At 38.2% G+C, this 25,833-nt stretch carries 23 protein-coding genes; 14 read left to right on the top strand and 9 right to left on the bottom strand.

Translation table 11 applies throughout. From position 1 onward, the window contains the following. Nucleotides 1-35: 35 nt before the first annotated feature. The 3 genes from HMPREF9456_RS01475 to miaA form a co-directional block, all read right to left on the bottom strand. Nucleotides 36-1,034 (bottom strand): glycosyltransferase, encoded by a 999-nt coding sequence (locus tag HMPREF9456_RS01475; protein WP_006841673.1) that lies wholly within the window; start codon nucleotides 1,032-1,034, stop codon nucleotides 36-38. A 3-nt stretch (nucleotides 1,035-1,037) separates the two neighbouring features. Continuing rightward, nucleotides 1,038-3,350, bottom strand: coding sequence for a GH92 family glycosyl hydrolase (locus HMPREF9456_RS01480; protein ID WP_006841674.1), 2,313 nt, complete (start codon nucleotides 3,348-3,350; stop codon nucleotides 1,038-1,040). A 269-nt stretch (nucleotides 3,351-3,619) separates the two neighbouring features. Then, complete coding sequence (gene miaA, locus HMPREF9456_RS01485) at nucleotides 3,620-4,543, bottom strand: tRNA (adenosine(37)-N6)-dimethylallyltransferase MiaA (RefSeq protein ID WP_006841675.1); 924 nt, start codon at nucleotides 4,541-4,543, stop codon at nucleotides 3,620-3,622. A 314-nt stretch (nucleotides 4,544-4,857) separates the two neighbouring features. Here miaA and rsfS point away from each other — a divergent pair, with 314 nt between their 5' ends. The 3 genes from rsfS to HMPREF9456_RS01500 all read left to right on the top strand — a co-directional run bounded on the left by rsfS (nucleotide 4,858) and on the right by HMPREF9456_RS01500 (nucleotide 8,427). Further along, nucleotides 4,858-5,217 (top strand): ribosome silencing factor, encoded by a 360-nt coding sequence (rsfS, locus tag HMPREF9456_RS01490; protein ID WP_006841676.1) that lies wholly within the window; start codon nucleotides 4,858-4,860, stop codon nucleotides 5,215-5,217. An 82-nt stretch (nucleotides 5,218-5,299) separates the two neighbouring features. Beyond that, nucleotides 5,300-7,321, top strand: coding sequence for an ATP-dependent zinc metalloprotease FtsH (gene ftsH, locus HMPREF9456_RS01495; RefSeq protein ID WP_006841677.1), 2,022 nt, complete (start codon nucleotides 5,300-5,302; stop codon nucleotides 7,319-7,321). Nucleotides 7,322-7,584: 263 nt separating this feature from the next. After that, on the top strand, nucleotides 7,585-8,427 hold the full coding sequence (locus HMPREF9456_RS01500) for a phosphatidate cytidylyltransferase (RefSeq protein WP_006841678.1): 843 nt from the start codon (nucleotides 7,585-7,587) through the stop codon (nucleotides 8,425-8,427). Nucleotides 8,428-8,715: 288 nt separating this feature from the next. On the opposite strand, the gene HMPREF9456_RS01505 is transcribed toward HMPREF9456_RS01500, so the two are convergent. The 3 genes from HMPREF9456_RS01505 to HMPREF9456_RS01515 are packed head-to-tail and all read right to left on the bottom strand — an operon-like array spanning nucleotide 8,716 to nucleotide 11,779. Then, nucleotides 8,716-10,179, bottom strand: coding sequence for a hypothetical protein (locus HMPREF9456_RS01505; protein ID WP_006841680.1), 1,464 nt, complete (start codon nucleotides 10,177-10,179; stop codon nucleotides 8,716-8,718). Between the two features lie 54 nt (nucleotides 10,180-10,233). Continuing rightward, entirely contained in the window at nucleotides 10,234-10,701 is a 468-nt protein-coding gene (locus tag HMPREF9456_RS01510; RefSeq protein ID WP_006841681.1) for a CYTH domain-containing protein, read from the bottom strand. 1 nt (nucleotide 10,702) lies between these two features. Then, nucleotides 10,703-11,779: a DUF4831 family protein gene (locus HMPREF9456_RS01515; RefSeq protein WP_006841682.1), complete on the bottom strand. Its 1,077-nt coding sequence runs from the start codon at nucleotides 11,777-11,779 to the stop codon at nucleotides 10,703-10,705. A 443-nt stretch (nucleotides 11,780-12,222) separates the two neighbouring features. Here HMPREF9456_RS01515 and HMPREF9456_RS01520 point away from each other — a divergent pair, with 443 nt between their 5' ends. The 11 genes from HMPREF9456_RS01520 (at nucleotide 12,223) to HMPREF9456_RS01570 (ending at nucleotide 23,416) form a co-directional block, all read left to right on the top strand. Next, complete coding sequence (locus HMPREF9456_RS01520) at nucleotides 12,223-12,753, top strand: RNA polymerase sigma factor (protein ID WP_006841683.1); 531 nt, start codon at nucleotides 12,223-12,225, stop codon at nucleotides 12,751-12,753. A gap of 15 nt (nucleotides 12,754-12,768) precedes the next feature. Next, entirely contained in the window at nucleotides 12,769-13,314 is a 546-nt protein-coding gene (locus tag HMPREF9456_RS01525; RefSeq protein WP_006841684.1) for a hypothetical protein, read from the top strand. Between the two features lie 12 nt (nucleotides 13,315-13,326). Next, complete coding sequence (locus HMPREF9456_RS01530) at nucleotides 13,327-14,631, top strand: DUF4097 family beta strand repeat-containing protein (RefSeq protein WP_006841685.1); 1,305 nt, start codon at nucleotides 13,327-13,329, stop codon at nucleotides 14,629-14,631. Between the two features lie 12 nt (nucleotides 14,632-14,643). Continuing rightward, the gene (locus HMPREF9456_RS01535; RefSeq protein ID WP_006841686.1) at nucleotides 14,644-15,336 is read left to right on the top strand and encodes a GIN domain-containing protein; all 693 of its coding nucleotides are present in this window, start codon (nucleotides 14,644-14,646) and stop codon (nucleotides 15,334-15,336) included. A 149-nt stretch (nucleotides 15,337-15,485) separates the two neighbouring features. Then, the gene (gene gltX, locus HMPREF9456_RS01540) at nucleotides 15,486-17,000 is read left to right on the top strand and encodes a glutamate--tRNA ligase (RefSeq protein ID WP_006841687.1); all 1,515 of its coding nucleotides are present in this window, start codon (nucleotides 15,486-15,488) and stop codon (nucleotides 16,998-17,000) included. Nucleotides 17,001-17,007: 7 nt separating this feature from the next. Next, a complete protein-coding gene (locus tag HMPREF9456_RS01545; protein WP_006841688.1) occupies nucleotides 17,008-18,249 on the top strand; it encodes a 3-deoxy-D-manno-octulosonic acid transferase in 1,242 nt (413 codons plus the stop codon). 76 nt (nucleotides 18,250-18,325) lie between these two features. Further along, nucleotides 18,326-20,422: an HD family phosphohydrolase gene (locus tag HMPREF9456_RS01550; protein WP_006841689.1), complete on the top strand. Its 2,097-nt coding sequence runs from the start codon at nucleotides 18,326-18,328 to the stop codon at nucleotides 20,420-20,422. A 40-nt stretch (nucleotides 20,423-20,462) separates the two neighbouring features. Then, nucleotides 20,463-21,650, top strand: a complete 1,188-nt coding sequence (locus HMPREF9456_RS01555) for a C1 family peptidase (protein ID WP_006841690.1) — start codon at nucleotides 20,463-20,465, stop codon at nucleotides 21,648-21,650. Between the two features lie 420 nt (nucleotides 21,651-22,070). After that, nucleotides 22,071-22,442 (top strand): DUF6249 domain-containing protein, encoded by a 372-nt coding sequence (locus HMPREF9456_RS01560; RefSeq protein ID WP_245530974.1) that lies wholly within the window; start codon nucleotides 22,071-22,073, stop codon nucleotides 22,440-22,442. Between the two features lie 2 nt (nucleotides 22,443-22,444). Next, nucleotides 22,445-23,002, top strand: a complete 558-nt coding sequence (locus HMPREF9456_RS01565; RefSeq protein ID WP_006841692.1) for an RNA polymerase sigma factor — start codon at nucleotides 22,445-22,447, stop codon at nucleotides 23,000-23,002. A 21-nt stretch (nucleotides 23,003-23,023) separates the two neighbouring features. Beyond that, complete coding sequence (locus tag HMPREF9456_RS01570; protein WP_245530975.1) at nucleotides 23,024-23,416, top strand: hypothetical protein; 393 nt, start codon at nucleotides 23,024-23,026, stop codon at nucleotides 23,414-23,416. Between the two features lie 85 nt (nucleotides 23,417-23,501). Here the strand turns inward: HMPREF9456_RS01570 and HMPREF9456_RS01575 are convergent, their stop codons facing one another. Genes HMPREF9456_RS01575 through gmk form a run of 3 tightly spaced genes read right to left on the bottom strand, consistent with a single transcriptional unit; the run spans nucleotide 23,502 to nucleotide 25,820 of the window. Then, a complete protein-coding gene (locus tag HMPREF9456_RS01575) occupies nucleotides 23,502-24,677 on the bottom strand; it encodes a M24 family metallopeptidase (RefSeq protein ID WP_006841694.1) in 1,176 nt (391 codons plus the stop codon). Beyond that, nucleotides 24,667-25,260 carry a nicotinate (nicotinamide) nucleotide adenylyltransferase gene (nadD, locus tag HMPREF9456_RS01580; RefSeq protein ID WP_006841695.1) on the bottom strand — a complete coding sequence of 198 codons (594 nt, stop codon included), beginning with the start codon at nucleotides 25,258-25,260 and terminating at the stop codon, nucleotides 24,667-24,669. Before nadD ends, HMPREF9456_RS01575 begins: the two co-directional genes overlap by 11 nt. Then, nucleotides 25,257-25,820: a guanylate kinase gene (gene gmk / locus HMPREF9456_RS01585; protein ID WP_006841696.1), complete on the bottom strand. Its 564-nt coding sequence runs from the start codon at nucleotides 25,818-25,820 to the stop codon at nucleotides 25,257-25,259. The genes nadD and gmk overlap by 4 nt, the downstream gene beginning before the upstream one ends. Nucleotides 25,821-25,833 lie beyond the last annotated feature (13 nt).

The following is a 25,833-nucleotide window of genomic DNA, read 5'->3' on the forward strand; positions in this document are numbered from 1 at the left end:
TAGTACATGTTTCTAAAAAACATTTAATCAATAATCTATTTTCGAGTACCGAATTTAATCAAAAATGAGAAGATAACAATAGTCGGCTTCATTTCTAATAAGGTAGATAGATTTTCTTTTTTATATAGAAATCTAAACTGACTCATTATCAGATTATTTTTCCTTAATGCATTTATCTCTCCAAATGCTTTCCGGAGAGGAAATAGCAGGATGGCTTGACGTGAAGCACTATAAAATGAACGAACTACATTTTTGAATAGGAAAGCATTGCATTTGCTTTCACTAATCCCTTTACTTTTCAGAAATTTATACAATTCCTCAAAAAATGAAATTCTCTTTTTGATCGATCGATAAGCGTATACTTTCCCTGTATTGTTAGAGTGAAAGACATGATAATATAAAAAGTCGGGAACAAGTCCGATCTTATTTATTTTATCATATACATTTATGAAAAAAATGCTGTCTTCGGAACAAATGTTTCTTGAGTCTAAGAAAGATAGTGCATTTTGTTTCAAAAAATCAGCTCTATACAGATGGTTCCATATAACGCACGAAATTTTATCGCTGCATACATTTTTATAAAACCATTCTTTATCCGTTGCATTTGTAGAATTATCAGGATATTTATATCCTTCTTCTACATATTCTGATTTCACTTTATAAACACACAGAAAGTTACACCTTACAACATCTAAACGTTCTTCTTCGGCTTTTTGATATAACAACTCATACATATCAGGCTCGCAATAATCGTCGTGATCGAAGAAGCCGATGTATTTTCCTTTGGCTGCTTCTATTCCTTTATTCCTGCTGATTCCTGTATGCAGATTTTCACTGTTATAAATCAGTACTATTCTCTTATCTTTTGCAGCAAAACCTTCAGCAATATTATTGCTCCCGTCGGTAGGGCAGTCGAGAACCAAGATGATCTCAATCTCTTTCAATGTTTGATTAACAATAGAAGTCAAACATTTTTCAAGATATTTGCCCGCATTATGAACAGGAACAATAATACTGACTTTAGGTTGCTCCATTTCTTATTTTTTCTTTTTCGTATTCGTTACCTTATATTCTTTCGAGAACGAATATGGCAGGTCGCTGTCGCTTGTCCCTCTGTTTTGGTTGGCAGTAGGAGACATTTTGTAGCTGATGTTTGCACCACCAAGAAGATCTCCGTGTGTCACGTAGTTCTTTGTATATGGCTGTCCATTTACTGTCATGCTTTCCACATAGCGGTTTGCTTTGCTGTTGTTATCTGCCTTGATCGTTACTTTTTTTCCGTTCGCCAGGTTTAGGGTCACAGATTTGAATAGTGGCGATCCTAAGATATATTCATCCGATCCCGGGCAAACAGGGTAGAACCCTAATGCAGAGAATACATACCAGGCAGATGTCTGACCGTTATCTTCGTCTCCACAATATCCGTCAGGATTAGGCGTGTACAATTTATCCATCACCTCACGTACCCAGTATTGGGCTTTCCAAGGCTCGGCTGAATAGTTGTACATATATATCATGTGTTGGATCGGCTGGTTACCATGCGCATAGTTACCCATGTTCATAATCTGCATTTCGCGGATCTCATGAATCACACCTCCGTAATAGCTGTCATCAAATAATGGCGGTACGTTGAATACAGAGTCCATCATGCGGTTGAAACCTGCCTTGCCTCCCATTAGGTCGATCAATCCTTGAGGATCGTGGAATACCGACCATGTGTAGTGCCAGCTGTTACCTTCAGTGAAGGCATCACCCCATTTCAACGGATTGAAAGGAGATTGGAACTTACCGTCTGCATTCTTTCCTCTCATCAACTTATGTTCAGGATCGAAAAGGTTTTTATAGTTCATCGCACGCTTAGCGTAGATTTCGATTTCTTTTTCAGGTTTACCCAGTTTCTTACCGAACTGGTAGATACACCAATCGTCGTATGCATATTCCAATGTACGTGCTGCACTCTCATTGATTTTCACATCGTAAGGTACGTAACCGAGTTTGTTATAGTATTCCCAGCCTAAACGTCCGGTAGAACTTACGGTAGGATGTACAGCGTTTGCTCCGTGAACTACGGCTTGCCATAGTGTTTCAGCATCGTATCCACGAAGTCCTTTCAGGTAAGCGTCGGCTACTACAGACGCAGAATTGTTACCCACCATACAACCACGGTGACCAGGGCTTGCCCATTCCGGCAAGAATCCGCTTTCTTTGTAGGTATTCACTAACCCTTCTTGCATCTTGGTGTTCATTTCCGGATACATCAAGTTAAGGAATGGGAATAAACAACGGAAAGTATCCCAAAAACCTGTGTCTGTGAACATATAGCCGGGAAGAACTTCTCCGTTGTAAGGGCTATAGTGCACCACTTCGTTCTTTGCATTTATCTCATAAAAAGAACGAGGGAATAATACCGAGCGATATAAGCAAGAATAGAATGTACGAAGATTATCGATGTTATTGTCTTCTACTTCGATACGTCCTAATGTTTTGTTCCATTCGGCACGTCCTTGCGCAGTAACCTGATCGAATGATTTTCCGTCCAGTTCTTTCAGGTTTTGTTCTGCTTGTTCAGGGCTGATGAATGAAGAAGCAATGCGGGCATGTACTTTCTCTCCTCTCTTGGTAGAGAAGCCGATAATACCACCTGCATGGCTGTCTTTAACTTCCAAGCTTTTGGTAGAGAGAACACCTCCGGCAACAGAAGCTGTATATGTAAATGGTTTGTCGAAAACGATTACAAAGTAATTCTTGAAGTTTTCAGGCACGCCACCACTATTACGTGTTGTGTAGCCGATAATTTTGTTTTCGGCAGGAATGATTTTCACATAAGACCCACGGTCGAAGGCATCAACTACAACGTATGAGTTTTGCTCTTCGGGAAACGTAAAACGGAACATTACCGCACGAGATGTAGGAGCCATTTCGGTAACCACATCGTGATCGGCAAGATAAACTGAATAATAGTACGGTTTAGCTATTTCCGCCTTGTGCGAAAACCAGCTGGCACGTCTATCCTGATCAAATACAGGCCGACCTGTTACAGGCATGATAGAGAATTGACCATAATCGTTGATCCATGGACTTGGCTGGTGTGTTTGTTTGAAGCCACGAATTTTGTCGGCATCGTAGGTATATGCCCAGCCGTCACCCATCTTACCGGTCTGAGGCATCCAGAAATTCATTCCCCAAGGCATCGCGATAGCCGGATAGGTGTTACCCGTAGATAACGAATACTTCGATTGGGTGCCGACTAAAGGACTAACATAGTCGACCGGCTCATAATTCTGAGATTGAATAGTCCCCAGAAAGCCAATTAATGCTAGGAATAGAATTCCTATTTTCTTTTTTTTCATTGTTGATTGAGGTTTTTAAGTTGCTTTTATGATTTTGCGATATTTAGATGTTTTGTTTTGAAAATTGAACTGCATTGTTTAGATAATAACATTAAATACTCGCATAGAGAAGCGAGAAAAACGCATGCTAAAAAGGTTGTTGAAGTATATTAAAAATAAACTTGCAGTTAAAATTTCTATTCTCATCGGGCATTGAAAAATAATCATTTCAAAAATACATTAACAAAGGGAATTAGTACTTAGGTTTAAATTAATATTAACAAAAAAGACTATTCGTTCATGTTAATTAACAACTTCGTTTTATCTATCTTTTCTTTCATAGGTAATTCTGCATTTATCCAATGGATATATATCCCTCTTTTCTCCATTCCTCTAAACCATGTCATTTGCCTTTTTGCAAACTGGTGGATAGCAATTTCCAATTGCGAATACATATCTTCGTAGTTCAATTGTCCGAGTATATATTGAGTAACATATTTATATTCCAATCCGTAATAAATTAGGTCGTCAGGTTTTACTCCTTGAGAGAGAATGTCTTTTATTTCTTCTATCATTCCATCCTCAAGCCGGGCTTTAAGACGTTCTGATATTTTTTTTCGACGTAATTCACGATCGATATCTACTCCAATTACTAAACTATTGAGGGGAGGAAATTCGTTCTGCTCCAACGGGTGAGCCTTTTTATACTCTTCTATCTCTATTGCTCTTATTGCTCTTTGAGCTGTATCCACATCCGTTTTGTTATGTAACGTTTTATAGCGCTCTAGTATTTGTGTGAGTGCTTGTAGACTATAGTCTGCATATTTTGATCTGAGTTCTTTATTTTCGGGAACGTTTACCAATGAATACCCTTTAAGTACCGATTCGACATAGAGCCCCGATCCTCCACATAGGATAGGGAGTTTACCCCTGTTTTTCATGTCTGTATATACATTGTGAAAATCGTGCTGATACTCGAAGATATTATATTTGTCTCCGGCTTCCCGAATGTCAATTAGATGATAAGGTATCTCTTCACCGTTTATTACATAATCAGACAGATCTTTGCCTGTTCCAATATCCATCGAGCGATATACCTGCCGCGAGTCTCCGCTTATGATCTCAGTATGGAGCGCATGTGCCAAATGGCATGCAAAAGATGTTTTACCCGATGCGGTTGGTCCTATAATCGTGATTAGATCATAATTCTTCATGAATACAAAGTTAGAATGAAATTTATATTTTCACTTATAATAGAATATCAGATTCCCTTTTGTGTCTCAAAAAATTACAAAACTGACAGGTATTTATATTTCGTTTCTGCTATAAAAGCTATTTCTATGTAAATAAAAGATAAAAATCCTTATTAAAGTAGGTATTAAGCTTTCTAAACCCGAAAGAAATTTAAGAACTTAGTTATCTTTACACAATTAATTATTTGTACTTCTATAAGATATGAGTGGTAAGTTAAAAAAATCACTTTATATTTGTAGGCTAAAACAAAAAAAGAGACTCTATAAATTAACGAATGAAAGAAGTAAAAAGCTTAGTAAACAATATTGTGGCTGCATGCCAAGAGAAGAAAGCTAAAAATATCGTCATTGTCGATATGACAGAATTACCGGGTACTATTTGTCAATATTTTGTGATTTGCGAAGGAAACACTCCTATACAAGTATCTGCTATATCAGAAGAAATTGTTGATTACCTCAAGAAAAAGAAAAAAGAACGTCCTTTGCTAATCGACGGATTACGTGAAAGCCGTTGGGTTGGTATAGATTATGGTACGGTTATTGTTCATGTATTTGTGCCCGAATTGCGTGAGTTTTATAATATCGAACATTTGTGGGCGGATGCAAAACTAGAGTCAATTCCCGATATTGATTGAGATAAAGCATATTTAAACAAATCTTATTTACGCTTGTTATAGTTTTGAAAACAAACTAAATCACACATTGTGAGGAAAAAATATGGATAATTATAATAAAGGAGAGAATAGCCCCAAAAAACCAAACCTGAAAGGACCTAAAATCCCATTCAATCTCTATTGGGTATACCTCATTGTATTTGCTGCCATTATAGGTATGTATTTCTTTTCGGATAACACCGTAACGAAAGAAGTTCCCTGGTCTGACTTTCAGGGGTATGTGAAAAATAATAGTGTCAACAAAATAGTAGTAGACAGGAAGAACAGTACCTTAAAAGCTTTTGTAAGACCTGATTCTGTAAAGAGTGTGTTTAAAGGCGAAGCTGACAGGGCAGGTACTAATCCGGCTATTATTGTGCGTATTCCTTCGGCAGACAAATTTGCTGATTTCTATGAAACAGTGAGAGCCGAATATAAATATGATATTGATGTCAGCTACGAAGATAGTACCAATCCTTTAGAAATCCTCGTCGGGTTTTTGCCTGTGATTCTTATTTTTGGTTTGTTTATCTATATGATGCGTCGTATGTCGGGCGGTGGTTCCGGCGGAGGCGGAGGCGTATTCAGTGTTGGAAAATCGAAAGCTCAATTATATGATAAAGGTTCAGATCTTCGTGTTACGTTCAAAGATGTTGCCGGATTGTCTGAAGCTAAAGAAGAAATAGAGGAAATCGTTGAATTCCTGAAAAACCCTTCCCGTTATACCGAAATTGGTGGTAAAATACCAAAAGGAGCGTTGCTTGTTGGCCCTCCAGGAACAGGTAAGACATTGCTTGCAAAAGCTGTTGCCGGCGAGGCAGATGTTCCGTTTTTCTCATTGTCAGGTTCTGATTTTGTGGAAATGTTTGTCGGAGTTGGAGCTTCTCGTGTAAGAGACTTATTTAAGCAGGCAAAAGAAAAATCGCCTTGTATTATATTTATCGATGAAATAGATGCGATTGGACGTGCTCGTGGTCGTAACCTGAATATGGGTTCGAATGATGAGCGTGAGAATACATTAAATCAGTTGTTGACTGAAATGGATGGTTTTGGTACAAACAGTGGCGTGATTATTCTTGCAGCAACAAACCGTGCTGATATCCTCGATAAAGCCTTACTTCGTGCCGGACGTTTCGACCGTCAGATAACAGTTGATTTACCCGATTTGAACGACCGTAAGGAGATATTTAAAGTACATCTCCGCCCTATTAAGATTGACGACTCGGTTGATGTAGAGTTCTTGTCAAGACAGACTCCCGGATTCTCCGGTGCTGATATAGCTAACGTTTGTAACGAAGCTGCACTGATTGCTGCCCGTAAAGGGAAGAAGGTTGTGCAGAAGGAAGATTTTACAAATGCAGTAGACCGTATTATTGGTGGATTGGAGAAAAAGAATAAGGTAACAACCTTAGATGAACGTAAGACAATCGCAATCCATGAGGCGGGACATGCTACACTAAGCTGGTTCTTGCAATATGCAAATCCATTGGTAAAGGTTACTATTGTTCCTCGAGGTAAGGCCTTGGGTGCTGCATGGTATTTGCCGGAGGAAAGACAAATCACTACCAAAGAGCAAATGTTGGACGAAATGTGTGCTTTGCTTGGAGGGCGTGCTGCCGAAGAGGTTTTCATAGGACATATATCGTCGGGTGCTGCTAACGACTTGGAGCGTGTAACAAAGCAGGCTTATGCAATGATTTCATATCTTGGTATGAGCGAAAAGATGCCAAATTTGAGTTATTATGATTCGTCGGGTGAGGCTTACGGCTTTACAAAACCATATAGTGAAGAAACTGCTCTCTTGATAGATACAGAAGTTAGGAATATGATCAGTGAGCAATACGAGCGTGCGAAGAAACTGCTTCTTCAACATGCTGACGGACATGGAAAACTAGCGAACTTGTTGATTACAGAAGAGGTTATTTTTGCTGATGACCTTAAGAAAGTATTTGGTGAACGTCAATGGGTTTCTCGTTCGGAAGAATTATTCAAAGAAGCCGAAGAGTTGCCTGATAACATAGAAATAGAGATAAAGAAGAACGAAGATGTTCCCGGAATTATTTCGGAAGAGGATCAATCTGGATGATTTAGTGTTCTAATTTATAAATGTTTACAAGTATATCGATCTAAAAATATACTTTTATAAAAGATAGGGTGTTGTTAACTTCAACATCCTATCTTTTATATTTAGGCCTTAAGGCTCATAAATTGAACAACTACAATAACAAGCCAACAATTACTGATTTATTTACCTGAGAATGACGAATTAGCTGAATATCCTCTGTGATAGGGAAACATGATATTCTTATTTTTACTACTTTTGCCTCAAACTAATAAAACTTTGTTATTTTGAGATTACCTAACATTGCCGTTCGTATTATTGCCGGAGCCGTATTTGTAGGGCTGTTACTAGGTGGTATCCTTATAAATGAATATACATTTTGTATTATATTCTCTCTCATAACTGTATTGTCGTTATATGAGTTTTATGGATTGATCGAAAAAGGAGCAAAGGTTCCCCTTACCCGAGTATGGAATGTGCTTGGAGGTTTTGCCCTTTTTATCGGTAGTTTTTATTATTATACAGTCGATGCTTCTGTTGTAACTTTTGTACCTTATTGTATCTACATCTTAGTTTTATTTGTTGGTGAATTGTATCTTAAGCGTCCCGACCCTATACGCTCTATCGCGTATTCTTTGTTGGGGCAATTTTATATAGCCGTGCCTTTTTCCCTCATTAATTATCTGGTTTTTGCCTATACTCCGGGAAGCTATCACTATGTATACGCTTTAGCTTTATTGGTGTTTATTTGGGTAAATGATTCTTTTGCTTATCTCACAGGGATGGCTTTCGGTAAACATCGCTTATTTGAACGTATATCTCCCAAAAAATCATGGGAAGGATTTATCGGAGGGGCTGTAGTCTCTATCGGCTCTTCATTCATTTTTGCTCATTATTATCAAAATCTGTCTGCTCTGGGGTGGATAGGATTTGCGGCTATAACAATAATATTTGGAACATGGGGAGACCTTTTCGAATCGCTTATTAAGCGCACCCTAGGCATTAAGGATTCGGGTGGAATGATACCCGGACATGGCGGTATCCTCGATCGATTCGATAGCACAATATTGGCTATACCTGCTGTTTTCTTATACCTGATTTTGATTAACTATTCTAAAAGTTGCTTCTAAAAAATAGTGATTTCAGATTTTTGTTGCTAACTTTACTATGCTTTAACTAGTCCTTAAATAAAACGTAATAATATGACAAAGAAAGTATTAGCCATAACTCTAGTTGCTGCGGTCTCAAGTGTTGCGGTATATGCCTATATTCAGAAAAAGAAAAAAGACAGACGTAAAAACCTATCAGTCAACTTTATTTAAAAAGTAGAGAGAGAATTATTTCAGGAGAAATAATAAAGTAATCTCTCGATAATGATGCTTTGGAGCTTTATAAAAGTGGCAAGATAAAGTAAAGGATCAATTTAGTTCACTTACATCATTTATTCCGTTGCGGTCAAATAAGACCCTGTATTTTTTATAATATTCATCCTCATCGGATTTGCATTGTATAATAAAGTGCAATGAATATACCTTATTCCCTTCTATCGTTTCATATCCATTTTCTGCATCTGATAAGTAGAGTGGGATAAAAGGATTATCCATCTTATGAGTGAAATTTATTAAGTGAAAACGGGTAATATCATTAATACCCGACAGGCGATATTCTTTGTATTTTTCTATCTCATCCTTCGATAGGTTTACCCATTTTCGGTATAAAATTATTTTTTCATCATACACCTGGTTTTCTGCTTCTACAAGTGGCGTTCTTGCCCTGATATTTCGTACTTCATCCGGCAACTTATTTTCCTCTATAAAATCGAATGCCTCCTTTATCCAGCCAATCTCTTGCTTACGTATACTCAGCTTTAGTTTAGAGTCAAAGTATTTTTTACCCAGCTTAGACGAAAAATAGTAGCGCATCATATCCTTGATCCTGTCTTTGAACATATAACTAAAGACAAGGATTACAAAAAGATCGGTAGTGAAATTTCCAAAACGCAGTGTGGCGAAGAAAGATATCATTGTAGCAAATATCATAGCGATTCCCGCTGCAACACTGTAGTATAGCTGTTGGGCAAAAAGACCGTCTTTTTTTCTGATAATCTGTAAGAACAGGTCACTTTCAACGAATTTTTTCAGAATATTCCGTTGGGTGATTACCAAACTATTGTGTTTTTCTTGCCCTTTCTCAAGTAGCATAAACCCTCTTTTCTTTTTATGGGCTTTTTCGCTTTCAATTAAGATGTATAGTTTTTCTCTTATTGTTTCAAATATAGGTTTGCCTTTTAGTATTCTCATAATCTGAAAGGCATATTGCTCTATGATATTACCCAGAAAGTCGTCTCCGAATAGAAACAACTCCCGCTGTTGCTTTGTCATCTCGGGATTAGAAAGTTCTTCCCACTTTTCCCTGTATTGTAAGGCTATTTCTTTCACGTTAGCAATATAAGCTTCTACGTGGGAAACTATTTTTTCGTCTGTTGCTGTGCTTCCTATAATCTGTACATGCCGTCGCAATGCACTCTTTACGATACAGACGAACATTTTTATTTGGTAAGAGAAACTTTCTGTCAGATCTTCATTGTTTGGGTCTACAGCCAGATCATCCAATGCTTTCTGTAAGCGGGGAAGAGGGCCACGCCCTGCCTTTAGTATTTCTTCGAGAGAATAAACGGGGGTAATAAGGCGAAGGTTATTTTTTACATCTCTGTAAAAGTCATCTTTCTTATAGGTCGATCTGTTGATGTCTAGGCTGTTAGGGAGGAATATCCACGTGTTGATCCTGAACTCATTTATATCCTTTTGATGTTGGTCTGTTATAAAACCAATTTTGAATTCTAAGGCGAAATTATCGTGAACTTTTACTTCTGTATCTATCATACTTTCTCCTCCTTTTACTAAATATAATTCGAATTTAAGAAGAAAAGCTTACAATCACCATTTAGAATAAGGAAGTTTTGTCAGAGAAGAATTATAGTAGCGCAGATCGCCTGTCACTTCTTCTCTCAGCCAGTTGGGCTTTTCAAACTGTTCGTTTTCTGAAGAGAGCTCGATCTCAGCCATAACAAGACCTTGGTTTTCACCGTTGAATTCATCTACTTCGAAGATATGTTTGCCGCTCTTTATGTAATACCGGATTTTATCAATAATTCCCGGTTCGCACAATTTTAGTAAATCCCGGGCATCGTTTATCAAAATCTCTTTTTCCCACTCAAAACGAGAAATGCCTGATTCATTGCTTATCCCTTTTATTGTGATGTATGCTTTTTCGCCTTTTATCCGCACCCTTACCGTACGTTCCTTCACCGAAGAAAGATATCCTTGTACGATTTCTTCGTGCGCATAGGCATATTCTTTGTAGTTTCCTTCGACCAAAAACTTACGTTCAATCTCCAAAGCCATATTACTGAATAATTTGTTTTACAGCTCCCAGCTCAGGATAGAAAATCACTTTGATTGGTAATTTATTGTTATCAAACATTTTCGGAGTCAATACATCCTGAATTCCATACTGAACGATGTCGCATTCTTTTTTCACATAATCCTTGCTGTTGTATGTTATTTGCAAGCTGGCCTTGTTTGGGATATTGTATATGATTCCGGCAGAGAATTTCTTCTCCAGTTCTTTTTGTTCTTTAGGTGTCAGTATTTGTTCTTCCCTCGGGTCTTTGTTTTTGAGAGACAAATATACAGGTGCTCCTGCCAGATCGTTAGCATCCACGACTCCAAGCTTAGACGAAAATCTGAAAATGATTCGATTCTCTATATTTTTCGTATCAGGAATTATCGTAAATTCTTTTGTACCTGTTTCTTTTGTTTCAGTTCCGGCAAACATCGCAGTGAGTGCTTTTTCTTGTTCATCAAGTTGGGTCATTACCAGCTTGTAAGCATTGCCATCAGGAGGCATATTGTCTGCTTCTCCTGTAATTATATTTGTGCGGCTTTCACGCAATCGATAGATTTGTTTTGCGATGAGTTCGGCTTGTTTTACAGTAGAACCTGCACGTAGAATCTCTTCGGAGAGGAAGCTTCGTGGGTTTAATGTCGTTTCACTCGCTTTAGCCGGAGCTTGTATTGCTTCTTCTTTTGGGAAAGTATAGTCGTCGTTGATCGCACATATCACGCCATCCTTTGTCAGTGTGACAAAAGGTGCAGTTGTATTCGATCGAAATTCTACCAGATAAGACTTATCTTTATCTACTATTCCTTTTGTGGTAGCATCTATATTGTCGATAGTATAGGTTACGCTATTTTCGGTTATGGGATTGGTTATGCTCAGGTATCGCTCAGCATATTGATAGAATTCACCGGCTTTTTTTGTGGTCTTTGTATAGTTTACGGTAACTATAACAGAGGTTTTCGGTAACGAGTACGCCACACCATAATCATTTCCTTTCACTGCACTCATTTTAACGGTGTTCTGTGCAGGTAATGTGAGAGCTCCTATTGCAAGCAAAAGAAATAAGCTTAGAGACTTCATTCGTTCTTTATTTTATAATATTAGTCTCACAAAGCTAATTATTTTTTATGGATTTTCGACCTACAACTATCTAAACCTTAAAGCTTCTATTGGAGAGTAGTGATTAAGGGTAAGGGACTAGGGGTTACATGCAGCCTGCTTTTACATAAAATTTATTTATTACTTTTCTAATTAAGTAACTGGTAAAAAATTAATGAGATATTTGTTGTATTGCGAAAAACTCTGTGTTACTCTTTTTACTCTGTGGTTAAAAAAATGAATAAGAGCGAATGCGACAACAATTCCTTTTTAATTATGAGAAAAATAGAAGTACGGAGGAATTTGAATTATTATTGAATGCTTAATTCTTAAATTTATCATTTTCTTGAAAAATAATTCTTTTTTTTGTAACACTTCTATTTTCGATTCGTAGATGTTATTAGAAGGGTAACCTAAAACATTAAATGATAAGCTTCGATTCTAATATTATAGATCAGTGTAGAAAGGGTCAACATTTGGCTCAGATGCAGATTTACTCTACTTTTTATAAGAGAGTTTATAATGCATGCTATAGGGTTCTGTATGATAGTCTCGAAGCAGAGGATGCAATGCAAGAGAGCTTTCTGAAAGCATTTTCGAGTTTGGATAACTATAAAAATTCAGTTCCTTTCGAGGCATGGCTTGTAAGGATAGGCATTAATACATCTATTGACAAGCTGAGGAAAAGAAACTTGGAGACTGTCGATTTCAACGAGAATATCAACTATGATATAGTAGACTCGGATGATAGCGAAGAGTGGGAGCAGATATTGGATCGTGTAGAGCAGGTCAAAACTGCAATAACGAAGCTGCCGGAGTCGAGCCGGTTGATTGTAAATCTTTACCTTATAGAAGGGTATGACCACGAAGAGATTAGTGAAATTCTGAATATAGCACCCGGAACGGTGCGTATACAATATATGAGGGCAAAACAAAAATTATTGGAACTCGTCTAAAAAAGGAGGGAAGGTATGAATGACATAAGAAAAAAAATAGATAAAAACAGAGACTTGTTTGATGACCAAGAACCATCATTCGGACACATGGAGCGATTCGAAGCTCTATTGAAAAGTAAGAATGAAGAAAGCTTGAAGAACGAAAAACGAGTGAAACGGGTACGGTTTATAAGTGCCATATCTGTGGCGGCATCCATTGCCATACTAATAGCCGTTGTTGTTAGATTCTCTACACCTGACAATACAGGAGGAAATATTCCTGCACCGGAGGTCATTGGAGCAACAGATGAATTTAAAACAACAAATGATTATTATAATCAGAAAATGGAAGCTAAGATTGCCGATATAATGTGTAAACTGGCATATACAGATACCGAAAATCAGGCGCGACTGACCAAGGATATACAGAGGATAATAGATGGTAATAATGATTTTATCAACGAAATCTCTAAAAATGAAGATAAGGATATGGCTATTCATTTTTTGGTGAAACATTATAGAACGAATATCCATGTACTCGAGAATATAGATCAAAAACTAGGAAAATATACCAAATGCTAATATAATTAAGGGATGAAAAAGTATATATTGTTTATCGGTTTGTGCAGCCTTGCTCTAATTCAATTAGGAGCATCGGAAAAGATAAAGGGTGATCTGCCTCAAGACTCTATTAATGGAAAAGGAAGATTTAATATAGAAATTCCGAACATAGAGATTCCGGATATGAATTTGGACTTCGATGCCCTTAATCTTGATTATAAGTTTGACTTCAACTTTGATACTACCCAGTGGTTGGCATGGAAGGAAGATTTTGAAAAATCCGGTGTCAAAAACCTTAAGGAATTGGAGAGAAACTTGAAAGTGAATAAAGAAAGATTGTCGGAATTGGGTAAAAATCTGAAGTCCAGATCCAATAATGATAATTTGAGTGTCTTTTCAAATAATCAGAAAGGAAAAACTCCCGATCGAATTGAGACTAAAACGTACTCTAACATTTCAGAAATTGATATCTCTCATAAATATGGGAATATATTTGTAAGGGAATCCCGATCGAGGAATGTGGAGTTAGAAATTCAATATTTTAACAAACTTAATCGGAGAAATCCTGTTAGAATTTCAGAGGAGAAAGGAGTGTTGGCTATAGCTAGTCTCGGCTCCAGTGCAAATCAAATCGACTTAGTGATAAGTATTCCACGCAATGTTAAACTTAATGTAGATCTAAAATATGGCAGATTAAAAATGAATGAGTTCAATGCACCTTTTTCAGCCAATCTGTCTTATAGTACCTTCGATGCGGAAAGCTTTTCGGGAGCCAGACCAACCATTAAGGATAAGTATGGAAAAGTGACGATAAGCAAATTGCAGGATGCCGTTTTGTCGACTTCTTATTCGAAAGTAAAGATAGATAAGGCGAATAGACTAGACTTGTCGGGAGCTTATAGTGACTTTGTATTGAATGATGTGCAAGCTATTTCGGCTCAGTTGTCTTCTACCTCGGGCGATTTTAAAATAGGCTCGTTGGGAGAGATGGATGGTAAATTTAATTATGCCGACATATCGATTGATAACCTCCGCTCCAGAATGAATGTAATTTGCAACTATTCTGATGTAAAGGTTAATTCAATATCTCCAAATACAAATATCAATGTAAAAGGAAACTACTCTGATGTGGTATTAAGCGTTCCCGATAACGTAGGAGCTTCATTTAATGTTGTGTTGGTTCAAGGAGATATGACTGTGTCGAAAAAATATACGGTGAAATATACTGAGCAAACCGAAACCTCAACTACAGTTACCAAAAAAGGGCAGATAGGGACTAAAAGACCAACAGCTACCATTACTGTATCGAGCAATTATGCAGATGTAAAAATAAAATAAAACAAACAAGAAATGAATATTATGAAATTTATCGGTATCTCTATATTAAGTATCATCGTATTGTTCGTCTCGTGCGGATCGTCTAAAACTTCACATGTTGAAAAAATAAATCTGAGTCCGTATAGCGGTATTGAAGTTAAGTCGGGTATTGAGATTTATTTCTCTTACGGAAGAAGCTATACTGCGCAAATAGATAGCCCGGAGCCTATAAATGTATATGTAGAAAATGGTATTTTGAAAGTGAATAGAAAAGGTAAAAGCAATAAGAGAGTGAAAGTATATCTTACAGCAAACAATATAGAATCTATAGCACTTTCGGGTGGATCAAAGTTTTCTACCGACGAACTCAAAAATAAGACGGGAATATCTATTGCAGCTTCAGGAGGTTCTAGTTTTGATATAAAGAGACTGGAGTCGAGGGTATCTAATATTGCTGTTTCGGGTGGCTCTCGTTATAATATAAATGAAGTGAGGTCAGAAAAGTTAAATATTGCCTCCTCCGGTGGAAGTACTTCGTCTTTGGATATAAAGAGTGCGAGGGCTGCAAGTGTGGCGGTAAGCGGAGGCTCTAATGTTGTGTTGGCAGGATCGGTTGAGAGTATTTCGGTTATTAGCTCGGGAAATGCCAATGTAGATATTGTAAATCTTAAATATAAAGACATTCAGGCAAATACCTCAGGTAGAGGACGTATTCAAAGAAGATAATCGTAATTTAGTGAATATATACGGCCGGAAATCAAATTTCCGGCTTTTTTTATTTTCATCTCCGGCATTGTTTTTATTTCTTCTGCCACTATTCTTACTATATTGCAATATTTTGTATAATTTTGTAGCCTCTTTAAAAAAAATAAAGTATGTCTCAAAAAGTTAGGGTGCGTTTTGCACCGAGCCCGACCGGACCACTTCACATTGGCGGGGTACGTACGGCATTATATAATTATCTCTTTGCAAAAAAAAATAACGGAGATTTTATCCTTCGTATAGAAGATACCGATTCGCAACGTTTTGTGCCGGGTGCAGAAGAATATATCATCGAAGCTCTCACATGGTTGGGTTTAAAGTTTGATGAAGGTACTCATATTGGAGGTACTCATGCTCCATATCGGCAATCGGAGAGAAAAGAGATTTATAAAAAATATGTAGATATACTTATCCAAAAAGGAGCAGCTTATATTGCTTTCGATACTCCCGAAGAACTCACGGCTAAGCGTGAAGCTGTGAGTAACTTTCAGTACGATGCTTCTACACGGGGAGAGATGCGAAACTCGTTGACCCTCTCTCAAGAAGAAGTACAGTCACTCATAGATGCCGGCAATCAGTACGTAGTCCGATTCAAGATCGAAGCAGGGCAAGAAGTGCTGGTGAATGACGTTATTCGTGGCGAAGTAAAATACAACTCATCGGTGCTCGACGATAAGGTTCTTTATAAATCGGCAGATCATTTACCTACATATCATTTGGCGAATATCGTAGACGATCACCTGATGGAGATAACACACGTCATCCGTGGCGAAGAATGGTTGCCTTCAGCCCCTTTGCATGTATTATTGTATAAGGCTTTTGGATGGGAAGATTCTATGCCTCAATTTGCTCACCTTCCGCTTTTGTTGAAGCCCGAAGGAAATGGAAAATTGAGCAAGCGTGATGGCGACCGTTTAGGTTTTCCTGTTTTTCCATTAGAATGGAAAGACCCGCAGAGTGGTGAGATTTCGTCAGGCTACCGTGAAAGTGGCTACTTGCCCGAAGCTGTAATCAATTTCCTTGCTCTTCTGGGATGGAATCCGGGGAATGATCAGGAAATAATGTCGATGGAAGAACTTATTCAACTTTTTGCATTGGAAAAATGTAGTAAGAGCGGAGCCAAATTTGATTATGAAAAAGGAAAGTGGTTCAATCACCAATACATCCAATTGAGACCAAATAGCGAGATTGCCGCAATTTTTTATCCTATACTGCAAGATAAAGGGATAGAATCTCCGTTACAATATATAGAAACAGTTGTCGGTCTGGTAAAAGAACGAGTAAGTTTCGTAAAAGAATTGTGGGATCAGGCTTCTTTCTTCTTTGTGGCTCCAACTGCTTATGATGAGAAGGTTGTCAAAAAACGTTGGAAAGAAGAGTCACCATCTCAATTGAGCGAGTTGGCAGAAGTTCTGAAAGGAATTGATGATTTCTCTTCTCACAATCAGGAAGAAATAGTGAAAGGCTGGATTGAATCGAAAGGCTATCATCTCGGCAATATAATGAATGCCTTCCGTCTGGCTGTTGTAGGGGAGTCGAAAGGCCCTCATATGTTTGATATTACGGCAACTATTGGGAAAGAAGAAACAATAGCCCGACTCGAAAAGGCAATCTTAAATATTAAATAACAAGAAGATGCTGTTTTTTTACAATTTTGCTATATATCTATATGCGTTGATTGTCCGTCTTATTTCTCCTTTCCACAAGAAAGCCAGAAAGATGATTGTAGGACACAAGCAAACTTATCGGATATTGAGGCAGAACATAGATGCAAATGCTGAATATATTTGGTTTCATGCAGCTTCTTTAGGCGAGTTTGAACAAGGCCGTCCGATTATGGAAGAGCTGAAAAGAACACACCCTGAATATAAAATACTGCTTACCTTTTTTTCTCCTTCGGGCTACGAAGTAAGAAAAGATTATCCGCTGGCAGATGTGGTTTGCTATTTGCCTTTTGATAAGAAACGGAACGTAAAGCGTTTCTTAAAGATTGTTCAGCCCAAGATGGCGATATTTATAAAATATGAGTTCTGGTACAATTTTGTAAATCAGCTTTATAAAAGGAATATTCCGGTGTACATGGTTTCAGCGATCTTTCGTCCCAATCAGATATTTTTCCGTTGGTATGGAAGCGATATGCGCAAGTTGCTGAAAAAATATACATGTATATGCGTGCAGGATGAAAACTCTCGGAAACTATTATCAAATATAGGTATCACAAATGTTGACGTTTGTGGAGATACCCGTTTCGATAGAGTATTGGATATTCAAAAACAAGCCAAGCAACTTCCTATAGCCGAGGCTTTCGAGAAGAAAGCCAAGTCTGAGAATGAGAAGATATTTGTTGCCGGAAGCACCTGGCCAAAGGATGAGGATATACTGATCCCATACTTTAATATGACTACAGACCTTAAATTGATAATAGCTCCGCACGAGATTGATGAAGCTCACTTGAAGTACATCGAAAGCAACCTGCAACGTCCTCATATCCGCTATTCGAGGGCAACGCCCGGTATGATGGCAGACTATGACTGTTTGATTATTGACAATTTCGGACTCCTTTCGTCTATATATAGCTACGGACAAGTAGCATACGTAGGAGGAGGGTTTGGTGTTGGTATACATAACATATTAGAAGCTGCAGTTTACGATTTACCTGTAATATTTGGCCCGAATTTTAAAAAGTTCCGTGAAGCTCAGCAAATGATAGAATGTGGAGGGGGTTACTCTATTTCTGATTATCAGGCATTCCGTGGTTTGATGGATGAGTTCCTTCAGTATGACGGAACACTCAATGCTGCCGGGTTACATGCCGGTAATTATGTACGCTCCAATGCCGGGGTTGTGAAGCGAGTAATGGCGGTAATCAATCTTTAGAGGCTTTATTTTGGCCTGTATCTTTTCTTAGAATAAAAATAATCTTGTAGATTTGTAATCTAAACCATAGTTTTTTATGGCAAAAATCGACTATTATATCAGCAAGATAAAGATACCTACATCTGTCTTGTTCATCGCTGCAATCATTATTATTGTATATTTTTTACCGCGCGAGGGTAAATATAAATACAGTTATGAAGATAATCGGCCATGGCAATACGGCTTGCTAACAGCACCCTTTAAGTTTCATATACATAAGTCTGATGCACAGATACAAGAGGAGAAAGATAGCATCATGCAGACTTATCAGCCCTATTATCTGGCAGATGCGACAATCGAGAAAAAAGCAATATCTCAGGTTGTTCAGGATGCTAGGGCAAGAAGTATTCCCGAGGATTATATAACCTATATAAACAGGAAGTTTACAGAGATATACAAAGCCGGAGTGATCTCTGCCGAAGATTATGAGCGTATTCAGGAACTCAATAAGAAGCAATTGATACTTCGCAGCGAAACAGCAAACAAAATTGCTGCAACCAGGCATATTGCATCCTTCTATACACCACGTCAGGCTTACGAAAAGATAATTGATGATGCTCCTGCCCATATTGATATAGGGCGTCTCAAAACATTTAACCTCAACAATTATCTGATAGCTAATATTATATACGACGAGAGAATGTCGTTGGGTATCAAGAATGATATGCTACAACAGGTTTCTTTGTATGACGGAGAAGTACAATATGGCGAAAAAATTATAGACAGGGGGGAGATTGTAGATGCACGCCTCAAAAATATTCTGGATTCTTACATTAAAGAAGCAGAAGGAAAGGTAGGTACAAAGTCTAAACCGGGATGGCTTATCATGGGTGAGTTGGTTATGATTACGCTCTTCATAATGGCTCTGATGATTTATCTTCGTTTCTATCGTATTGAGGAGTACAGAAATAAAAAGAATGTCATCTTTATGTTGCTTATGGTTGTTATTTTCCCGGTGATAACGGGAATAATGGGCGACTCGAAGATGTTTACTCTGATGTATGTCATTCCTTTCGCTATACCTACCATTCTCATACGTACATTTATAGACTCGCGTACAGCTATTACCACGCATACCATTACAATACTGATATGTGCCATTATGTTTCCTCTGGCTCAGATGGCTCAGTTTATCACCGTTCAGATGTTGGTGGGATATATGTGTATCTTTAGCTTGCGGAATCTATCTGAGCGTTCTCAGCTGGTTGTCTGTGCCCTGCTGATACTCGTTACATATATTGTGTCGTTTACGGGCTGGATTTTATGTACCGAAGGAGATATAGCGTTGATAAAAGAAAATTCGAGGGTTTACATCTATTTCTGTATCAACTTTGTTTTTGTCACTTTTGCTTATCTGCTGGTTTATGTTTGCGAAAGAGTCTTTGGCTTTATGTCGGAGGTGAGTATGATAGAACTCTCAAATACAAACAGGCCTCTCTTACAGCAACTTTCGGAGGTTGCTCCGGGTACATTCCAACATTCTATGCAGGTATCTACATTGGTTGTGGCTGCTGCTCATCGTATCGGAGCTAATGCTACGCTGGTGCGTACAGGAGCCTTGTATCATGATATCGGTAAAATGGTAAATCCGATTTTCTTTACAGAGAATCAGGTTGAGGGAATCGATCCACATGCCGGACTGACAGAAAAAGAGAGTGCCCGCATTATAATAGATCATGTAGCTGAAGGAGTAAGAATAGCTAAAAAGAATAACTTGCCGCAACAGATAATAGATTTTATAGAAACTCACCACGGTAAAGGGAAAGCAAAATATTTCTATAATTCGTATGTAAATAATCATCCTGACGAAATCGTTGATGAAGAAGATTTTACTTACCCCGGACCAAATCCGTTTACACGTGAGACGGCTATCCTTATGATGGCTGATACCGTGGAAGCCGCATCGAGAAGCCTTAAGGAGAATACGAAAGAAGCCATTACCGAATTGGTAAACCGCCTTATCGATTCTCAGCTGAGTGATGGTTTGTTCAAGAATGCCCCGATTACCTTTAAGGATATAGAACAGGTGAAAGAAGTGTTTTGCGACAAGTTGGTCAGCATGCGTCACTTACGTGTTGCCTATCCCGAGCTGAAGAGGGATGAGAATAAAGTAACCCGAGAAATAGAACAATAATGTGCTCAATTTTAAATAAATTTTAATCCATTCACTTGTTATGAGAAAATTACTTATTTTGCCTTTATTCCTGCTTATCAATCTGATTGTTTTTGCTCAGGAAGAAAACACAGGGTATGAGTTCACTGTGGTGAAACAAAACCCGATAACATCGATCAAAAATCAGGGGAATAGCGGAACTTGCTGGAGCTTTTCGGGAGTAGCTTTTCTTGAATCGGAGCTCCTTAAAATGAACAAAGGAGATCACGATCTTTCTGAGATGTATATTGTTCGTCGTAATTATGCCGATAAAGCGGATAAGTATGTAAGAGTAGGAGGTAATCTAAACTTTGCACAAGGTGGTGCATTTGCCGATGTTGTAGAAACTTTGGATGTGTATGGCGTAGTTCCTAATGAAGTGTATGCCGGTCTTAACTATGGTGAGACTATTCATAATCATGGTGAATTGGAAGCTGCATTGAGTGGTTATGTAAAAGGAATTGCCGACAAAAAATCAAGCCGCATTTCTCCGGTATGGGGTGTTGGTTTCAACAGTGTGTTGGATGCTTATCTGGGTGCTGTGCCAAAAGAATTCCAATACAAAGGAAAAACATATACTCCGCAGTCTTTAGCTCAATCTTTAGGGCTTACAAGCAAAAATTATGTGTCTATCACTTCATTCACACATCATCCGTTCTATGCTCCGTTTGCTATAGAAATACCTGACAACTGGCGTTGGGCTCTGTCGTATAACGTACCTATGGATGAAATGATACAAGTAATAGACAATGCAATAAATAACGGTTACACTGTGGCATGGGCTTCGGATGTAAGCGAAATAGGATTTACTCGCAATGGTATCGCTGTTATCCCCGATGATGAGGCTCCAGAGAACATTGGTTCAGATCAGGCTCATTGGTTAGGATTGTCAAAAAGCGAAAAAACTACCCGTTTGAAAGCAAAAGTAGATCAAGGTCCTGTAAAAGAAAAAGTAGTTACACAAGCAATGCGTCAGGCTGCATTTGATAGCCAGGAAACTACCGATGATCATGGTATGCAAATATTCGGGATTGTAAAAGATCAGAATGGTACAAAATATTATCTTGTGAAAAACTCATGGGGTGAAGCAGGTAAATATAAAGGAATATGGTATGCTTCAGAAACATTTGTGAAGTACAAAACAACCAATATAATGGTTAACAAGGCTGCTGTTCCAGCTCCACTTGCCAAAAAACTGAATCTGAACTAATAGATTTCTATTATATAGCATATAGCCGTGGGAGGTTTCTCCTGCGGCTATTTTATTTTTAGGTGCAGCATCTCTAAATTTCTTTTAGTATTTGTTTAATAGCTACAAAGAGAATAATATAAAATTGTCTTATATTGTATTCTCTTTTTTAGTGTGTAGAAAGTGACAGATACAAAACATATCAAAAAGTGTCACTTTTGTCACCTTTTTATTATTTTTATGGCCTTATATGTTTTGTTATCAGATATTTGTGTGCTTTTTTGTGATTTGTTTTATTGTCACCTTTTGGGTAGGAAAATATAGAGATAAAGGGTAAAATAACGATTTCAGAAAAATATTACATAAAATCTGTAACCACATGAGACTATGTGTAGTCATATATTCGAAAACAGATTATTAACAACAAAAAATAGAAATATCATGGGTGAATTAGTACCAATAATTGCAATTTTATGTGCAGTAGGATTGCCGGTCGTTTTAGGTGGAATGGTTCTTTTAAAACTTTTATCTTCGGATAAGAAAGTTCGTATGGAATTGGCGAAACAAGGGATTATACCTCCACCTGAAGTAAAAACAGCTCCGAACAAATACAGATCTCTTCGCAATGGTTTTCTGTGTGTCGGAATCGCTATCGGGTTGGCTTTAGGGGTTTTCATCGCACCAAACTTTGCTTTGTCTTTAGATTTTCAATATCTGGTAATAAGCAGTAGCGTGCTGTTGTTCCTTGGTCTTGCTTACGTTGTGTTTTACTTGGTGGTGAAAGACAAGAAAGAATTTGAAGACGCTGAATAAGGATGGATGAAAAGCAACTTATACACAAAGTCCTGAAGGGAGATACGTCTGCCTTCGGGTATTTTGTAGACACATATCAGGATATGGCTATAACTATAGCCTATCGTGTATGTGGTAACAGGCAGGATGCAGAAGATATTGTGCAGAATGCTTTTGTTAAGGCTTTTCATAATTTGCATACATTTAGAGCTGACAGTAAGTTTTCGACTTGGTTCTACAGGATTGTTTATAATACGGCAATTACAGAAACCCGTAATACGGTTTACAATGCAGAGTTTGTTGATTATAAACAGATTGATTTGGATAATTCTTTCTCGGATTGGGATACAATGTCTCAGGTAGAGGATAACGAGAGGAAGGCTATTGTAAATGAGGCTATGGATAAGATGCCTAGAGATGAAGGGCTTTTGCTCACATTATACTATTTGGAAGATAACTCGGTGAAAGAAATAGCACAAATAACCGGGCTGACAGATGTAAATGTGAAAGTGAAGATGCATAGGGCACGAAAGCGTTTCGCAGATATTCTGGAACAGATGATGCGGCACGAAACCTCTTAGAGATATTAGAATATGGAATTGATGAATAATAATAAAAAATATAAATACAACGATATGAATATGCAGGATGATAAAATAAGAGAGCTTCTTTCGGGCACTAGAATGAAAGCAAGCGATAATCTTAAATACAGGATCATGCATCAGATAGAAGCCGAAAAAGCATTAATGCATGAGAAGGCTAAAGTGCAAAGCTCAAGCCCTTTCATCGGGAATATGTTTGCCATTTTTGGTGTGATGTATGCCCTGATTGCGATAGTTGCTTTAGTTGTCTATTTTGCAGCAGGGAAAGATGCTTTGCAGTCTGCCATGTTTTTTGCTCCTATATTGTTAATCGCTTCTGCTTGCGGCATGTTCGGATTTGTTTCGGTATATGACGATCGACGCAGGAGCAAGCATAAAGCTGTGAGTCGATAGTAGCGACGGTGTGAGATATAAAAATGGGCTTAAAGCATCTGCTCTAAGCCCTGTGTATATTTTAAATGGAGAAAGAAATCAGCGATTAAAGTTCTATAATTTCTTCTTCCAGTATTGTCAATTTCTCAAGACCATCTAGAGTTACCAAGTATGTATTTTCAATACCTACAGCTCCTACCTCAGGAATCACAAATTTAGGTTCGAGGGCAAAAACAATGTTTGGCTCCAGCAGTTCTTTAGAACGAGGGGTTAATACGGGAGGCTCATTAATCTCCAATCCTACACCGTGACCAACAAATTTAGCTTGCTGCTTTGTTCCCATAAAGTAAGGTTCCAGATTGTTCTTAACCACCGCTTCCATCGCGATATTGTATAACTCGGCGCAGCTTACGCCGGGCTTTGCGATGTCCATTACCTTATTGCTGATTTCTATAGAGACCTGATGTGCACGATAAGCCAGATCGAGAGTCTTGCCTACAGAGAACACACGGGTCATGTCTGTCATCCATGGGGTATAGTTTCCGGCCATATCTACCATAATGGTATTCCCTTTCTTTATCTTTTGACCCGACGCACCTAAAGGTAAAATGGGGCTTGTTCCGGCTCCGCCAAGAGCAAAGTCGAAAGGAGATGGAGCTTCTGCATTTTCTCCTGTAAGAAGGCTACCCATGTAGATATCCATGTTTCCTCCGTAGCTGCGAAAAAGTCCTAATGATCCATGCAGACGCATCAGACGTTCTATTTCTATCTGAAACTCTATGTCCGTCATGCCGTCTTTATAAACAGAAGGGATCATCTTGTAAACGGCTTCATGATTGCGGGCACAAAGCCTTACTTGCTCCAACTCGAACTCGGTTTTTACACTGCGTACTTTACGCATCAGGGTAGATGCATTGGCAGCTTCCTTCAGCCCGAATGTATTGAGTAAACGGCTGCATTCACCGAAGGAAATCACATCTGTTTCAATCAAGACGGATTGAGGAATGGAGTGTCCGAGATTCTTTAGCTCATCAGTTATCTGTTCGGGTTTGCGGATATAGATCGTATTATCGAAACTGACATCTTCGGGGCGCTTTACGAAATGTACCGGTTGTCCTTCTATCGGTAAATAGTAGTAACCATTATATACCATTCCGGTCATGTAGAATACATTTACGGCAGTAGTCAATATACAGCCTTCAATATTCATCGACTGCATGGCACTTTGCAAGCGTTGTTGACGAATCAGTAAGTCTTTCGATAATTCTTCCTTATAGCTCATTTTTATAGTGTTTATATAGTCCTTTCTCTATTATATAATCATATACGTTTTCGGTAAGAAAAGGACGCATATTCTTACCTGCCTCTATGCCCTCACGTATGAAGGTTGATGATACTTCTATGATTGGCGAGTCTAAGGTTTCTACCCTTTGCTTTAATCTATCGGGTATTTTTATTCGAAAGCCTAAGCGAGGATATATCTTAAGTTTATAATTCTCGAGAATCTTATCCGTTTCATGCCAGCTTTCGAAGATAGCCCAATTGTCAGCACCAATAACGAGTGTGAAGTCATGCTCGGGGTACTTTACTTTCAAAGCATCCAGCGTATTGATCGTATATGATGGTTTGGGTAGATCGAATTCAAAGTCGCTCGCCTTTATTTTGGGATATCCCTCCAGGGCCAGCTTCGTCATTTCTAAGCGTACATATTTATCCGAGAGCTCATCTACCGATTTTAGAGGGTTGAGAGGGCTTACCAGTAGCCAGACTTCTTCTATATCGGTATATTCTACAATGTAGTTTGCCAGAATAAGATGTCCTACGTGAATAGGGTTGAATGAGCCGGAGAATATGCCTATCTTCATGTTGCAAGAAATTCTTTTACCACTTGTAATGCTTTTGCTTTTGCCTCTTCCAGATTGTCATTCTTGATAATAACATCAAACTCAGAAGCGAAGGTCATTTCATATTCTGCTTTTGCCACCCTTGCTTCTATTATCTCGGGAGAATCCGTTCCTCTGCTTATCAGTCGGTTGCGTAATTCACTGATGGACGGCGGTTCTACAAATATAGACAGCGCCTTATCTCCGTAGTATTTCTTTATGTTGCATCCTCCTACCACATCGACATCGAAGATTACATTGCCGCCATTATCAAAGATTCTTTGGACTTCGGCTTTTAGCGTTCCATAGAATTTATCTTTGTATACTTCTTCGTATTCAAGGAATTCGTTATTCTCAATTTTCTGACGAAACTCTTCGGGTGTATGAAAGTAATATTCTACTCCATGTTTTTCTTCTCCGCGAGGCAAACGGCTTGTGGCCGAGATAGAGAACCGGAGGTTTAGATTTTGCGAAAGCAAGTAGTTTACAATAGTTGATTTGCCTGCACCCGAAGGAGCTGAAAAGATGATTAATTTGCCCATTCTATCGCTTATT

The sequence above is a fragment of the Dysgonomonas mossii DSM 22836 genome (assembly GCF_000213575.1).
Lineage (GTDB): Bacteria > Bacteroidota > Bacteroidia > Bacteroidales > Dysgonomonadaceae > Dysgonomonas > Dysgonomonas mossii.